The sequence below is a fragment of the Cryobacterium sp. M91 genome (assembly GCF_002929615.1).
GTDB lineage: Bacteria > Actinomycetota > Actinomycetes > Actinomycetales > Microbacteriaceae > Cryobacterium > Cryobacterium levicorallinum.
This window is the reverse complement of record NZ_PJJT01000033.1, coordinates 1-4,596: the sequence shown is the minus strand read 5'-3', so window position 1 is coordinate 4,596 and position 4,596 is coordinate 1. Positions and strand designations below refer to the sequence as shown.

At 61.4% G+C, this 4,596-nt stretch carries 2 protein-coding genes and 2 pseudogenes; 2 read left to right on the top strand and 2 right to left on the bottom strand.

Annotated features, from left to right (window positions below; genetic code table 11):
* Positions 1 to 174: 174 nt before the first annotated feature.
* Positions 175 to 1,356: an aminotransferase class V-fold PLP-dependent enzyme gene (locus CXY80_RS00420; protein WP_104131167.1), complete on the bottom strand. Its 1,182-nt coding sequence runs from the start codon at positions 1,354 to 1,356 to the stop codon at positions 175 to 177.
* Between the two features lie 371 nt (positions 1,357 to 1,727).
* Here CXY80_RS00420 and CXY80_RS00415 point away from each other — a divergent pair, with 371 nt between their 5' ends.
* Both CXY80_RS00415 and CXY80_RS00410 read left to right on the top strand, forming a co-directional pair.
* Entirely contained in the window at positions 1,728 to 2,177 is a 450-nt protein-coding gene (locus CXY80_RS00415; RefSeq protein ID WP_104131166.1) for a dienelactone hydrolase family protein, read from the top strand.
* 144 nt (positions 2,178 to 2,321) lie between these two features.
* A pseudogene (locus CXY80_RS00410) lies at positions 2,322 to 3,717 on the top strand (NAD-dependent succinate-semialdehyde dehydrogenase).
* A 187-nt stretch (positions 3,718 to 3,904) separates the two neighbouring features.
* Here the strand turns inward: CXY80_RS00410 and CXY80_RS00405 are convergent.
* Positions 3,905 to 4,373 (bottom strand): annotated as a pseudogene (locus tag CXY80_RS00405) (IS30 family transposase); the annotation flags it as partial.
* Positions 4,374 to 4,596: the final 223 nt, after the last annotated feature.

Here is a 4,596-nt window from a genome sequence, read left to right as displayed (position 1 = left end):
GGCGGCCACCCTTCGCCGCAGCAGACGGCATCAACTGCTCAATCAACGACCACTGCGAATCAGTAAGGAAAACGGTGCGAGTCACATCTTAATGCTCTCACAACCAACCCACTGGGTTAAGAGACACGCCCTAGACCGGCCGGGGGACTAGCCCCGCCCAACACTTCAGAACGTTCACCGAAGGAAGCCAACAAGTCGCTGGATCTCGGCCTCCGTGTTGTAATAGTGCACCGAGGCCCGCACCACCATATCGCCCCTTATCGTGTCCCCTGTGGGGGCGCAGTCGACCTGAGCGGAGAATAAGGGTGCCACCGAGACATTGATCCGGTGATCTGCCAAGTTGGCCTTGATATTTCTGGCGTCGTTTCCTTTCACCGAAAAGGTTACGATGCCGCACCTGATGATCCCGCGGTCGTGGACTGTGACCGAGGGCACCGCCGCCAGTTCGAACCGCAGCTGATCCGCGAGTCTGACGACACGCTCTTGTACAGCCTCCTGTCCCAAGGACAGGGCGTAATCGGCGGCCCGTCCGAGGCCCAGCCTTCCCGCAATACTGGCTTCCCAGCTCTCAAACCGCCGGGCATCGCCGCGGACTTCAAGCCCTCCGACACCAGCAGGAACTGCGGAATGCCCGTCTAGCATGACGGGCTCCAGCCGTCCTAAGACCGCGCTGCGCACATAAACAAACGCCGTACCGCGCGGTCCGCGCAAAAACTTTCGCCCCGTTCCCACCAGCACGTCGCAGCCCAATAACTGCACATCCAACGGCATCTGGCCCACCGACTGGCATGCATCGAGCACAAACATCACCCCGGCAGCACGGCAGCGCTTGCCTACCTCCACCGCCGGATTCACCAAGCCGTTGGCCATTGGCACATGTGTAAGCGCGACCATGGCAACATTTCCACGCTCGAGTTCTCTTTGTAGGTGCTCCACGTCAACCTGCCCGTCAGCATCGTCATCAAGCATCACAATCTCCAGGTTGTTGCGGCACGCAATCTGCCGCAACGCAATCACATTGCCGGCGTACTCGCTACGACCGATCAACAGCCGCGTCCGGGGAACAAATGGGAAACTGTACACCGCCATCGCCCAGGCGCGACTGCCACTCTCAGCGAGGGCGATCTCGTTCGGCGCAGCCCCGATTAGTCGCGCCACGGAAGAGTACACGCCCTCCAGCCGATCAGAAGCCTCCTCTGCTGCCTCATAACCACCGATCTCCTCTTCTCGGCGCAAATAACCCATCACCGTGTCGAACACAGGGCGGGACACCAGCGAACTTCCCGCATTATTCAGATGGGTCACGCTCAGGACACCACGAGTCTCCCTGCGCACCGCTTCGACATCAATTGACATAACCCCATCCTGCTGCACCTACATCAGAAAGCGATCCCCAACCATCCCGCCACTCCATCCAAATCCATCTGCAGATCGGTCCCGATCGCGCTGAGTGTGGCTTCTCGCGTATTGTCTGGGCTCGGACGTAGGGATTGTGAGCGATGCTTTCCCCCTGCAGCAACGCGGGTACAAGCACTATGAATCCGACGTCTGGCTTTGCCCCGAGAACACCACTGCCCGAGGGAGTCCTTGAACGGATGGAGAAAGCATGCAACCAGTCCCGCATCCTTCCGACAATTCGCGCGCGATTAAAACTGCAGGAGCGGGTGGTGTCCCGTTGACAGTGTCAGTGCCGGCCGACGTAGCACGGACTGGAGTCATCGTGCTCCATGAGGTCCGTCTGGGGCCTCTCTGCACCAGTTGCCGATCTCGTCGTTCGCCTGGCCGATTGCGGTTACATTACTGCCGCGCCGCACCTCTACCACCGCATCGAAGACCCCGTCGTCACCGATAGGAAGTTCAAACAAGCCCGCCGGTACCACGACACCCTCACGACGGAAGGGCTCACCTGTGACATCGAGAGCGCGCAGGCCTGGATTCGCGCCCAGGGAGCACAGAAAGTAGCGATAATGGGTTTCTCTATGGGAGGGACCCTCGCAGTGTGGGCGGCAGCAACAACGCACATCGATGCCGCAGTCACCTTCTACGGCATCAGCTTAGCTTCGCCACGCTGGCCGGGCATCCTCAGGCGCAACGTCAAAGCAGTGCAAAAAAATTGTTACCGAACGTCACACGACCTCGCGCCGGATACTCGACGAATTCACAAACCAGCCCGCTGATCACCCCAGCGGAGTAAGTGGACTACCCCGCGACGAAACTCCCGCTGGTCTCATTTGCCTTGACAATTCCCGCGAACATGATTGGCTCGTATTACGTGACAATTTCCGGAACAGTAGTCCTACCGTGAAAGAAGGAGGTGGCTCGTGAGCCACTACGCCGTTATCAACCCCGCCACAGGCGAGACCATCAAGACGTACCCGCAGATTTCGGATGATGAACTCGAGCAGGTCATCGCATCGGCTGATCAGGCACACCGAGGCTGGTCACGCAACTCTTCAACCGACGAACGGGCCGCTCTCCTGCGCAGGGTTGGCGATTTGCATGAGGAGCGCCGCGACGAGCTGGCGGCCATCATCGTGCGCGAGATGGGAAAGCCCGTCGACCAAGCGCTCGGCGAGATCGACTACGCCGCCGACATCTACCGGTACTACGCCGACAACGCGCAGGAGTTTCTGAAGGACGAACCAATCACCCTTCTCAGCGGCGAGGGTTCCGCCTTCGTGCGCTCCAACTCTCTCGGTGTGCTGATTGGGGTCATGCCATGGAACTTTCCGTACTACCAGGTTGCGCGCTTCGCCGCACCGAACCTCATGAACGGCAACACGATCATCCTCAAGCATGCGTCGCAGTGCCCGGAGTCGGCCGCCGCGATTGAGCAAATCTTCCACGACGCGGGCTTCCCGACTGGCGCCTACACCAATGTGTATGCGGACAGCGAGCAGGTAGCCACGATCATCGCCGACCCGCGGGTACAGGGCGTCTCCCTCACCGGTTCGGAGGGCGCCGGCGCGGCCGTTGCCGAGGTCGCCGGTCGCCACCTGAAGAAAGTCGTCCTGGAACTGGGTGGGTCAGACCCGTTCATCCTGCTCAGCACCGACGACATGGATGCCACAGTAGCTGCCGCCGTCGAAGGTCGACTCCGCCGCAATAGCGGGCAGGCTTGCGACGCGGCTAAGCGATTCATCGTGATCGATGAGCTTTATAACGAGTTCACGGAGAAGTTCACCGCCGCCATCCTGGCGAGCTCTCCCAGCGACCCGACCGTCGAGGGTGCAGACTACGGCCCGCTCTCTTCCCTCGGCGCGGCCGAGCATCTTCAGGAGCAGGTAGAGCGCGCCGTCGCACAGGGAGCAACCCTGGCGGCCACCGGCAAACGCTCTGGCGCCTTCTACCCGTNAACGCTCTGGCGCCTTCTACCCGTCTGCCGTGCTCACCGATATCACGCCAGACAACGACGCATACCACGAGGAGCTCTTCGGCCCCGTAGCATCCGTCTACCGGGCAGCCTCAGAAGATGACGCCGTCACCCTTGCGAACGCCACTCCGTTCGGGCTCGGCTCCTACCTGTTTACGACCGATCCCGAGCAGGCACTGCGGGTCGCCGACCGCATCGAGGCTGGCATGGTCTACGTCAACCTCGTCGGCGCAGACAGCGCAGAGCTGCCATTCGGCGGGGTGAAAAGAAGCGGCTTCGGGCGTGAACTTGGACGCTTCGGTGCCAGCGAGTTCGTGAACAAGAAACTCATCCGCATCGGCTAACCCATCGCAGACCTCCGCGGCCGACGCGGAGATTGCCGTTCAGTCGCCGGTGCTGCGGCGTGTGAACATCGCGCGTGTAGCCTCGCGGATGTCCTACCGCTCTCGCAGCGCCTGGCGCAGGTCGTACTCGCGCTGTTCCTTAGCAACCGCGAGTTGAACAAGTTGGACCCACGGCAAAGTCAAGTGGTCAGGGCAACGCGGGGGTTTTTGCCTCGAGGATGAGCTGGTTGCGGCGTTGTGCGGGGGTCTCGAGGTTGAGGGTGGGGCGTGGGCGGCGTTCAGCTTCGCGGCGACGCGTTGGAGGTCGTTGGGGGTGTGGGTCGAGAGGTCGGAGCCCTTCTCGAACCAGAACCGCAGGAGACGGTTGGTGTTCTCGTTGCTGCCGCGCTGCCAGGGTGAGTGCGGGTCGCAAAGGAGAGCGTCAGGTCGAGGGCAGTCTGAATCTGCGCGTACTCGGCCAGCTCCGTTCCGCGGTCCCAGGTGACGGAGCGACGCAGATGCTCGGGGAGCTTACCCATCTCGCGGATCACCGCCGCAGCGACCGTGTCAGCGCTGTGATCGCCGGGCAGGTGGAGCAGGATCACGAACCGGGTCGAGCGTTCAACCAAAGCCGCGATCGCCGATCCCGACGCCGAACCGACGATCAGGTCACCCTCCTTACGTTGTTGTGGTGGGTGATTTCGGGACTGTCGTAGTGTGTCGATCATCCTCGGGTGGCGGGTATGGCTGAGATCGCCTTGCCGCTTAAACGGCTCACTGGGAATGGCCGCCCGCTGCCCGCAGATGATTCGACCGCTGATTGAGAATTGCGACATTGATCGCTGGGTAAGGACGTGCCGGCGTGGTTATCGACAGGGAAACTGCTATCAACGAGACGGA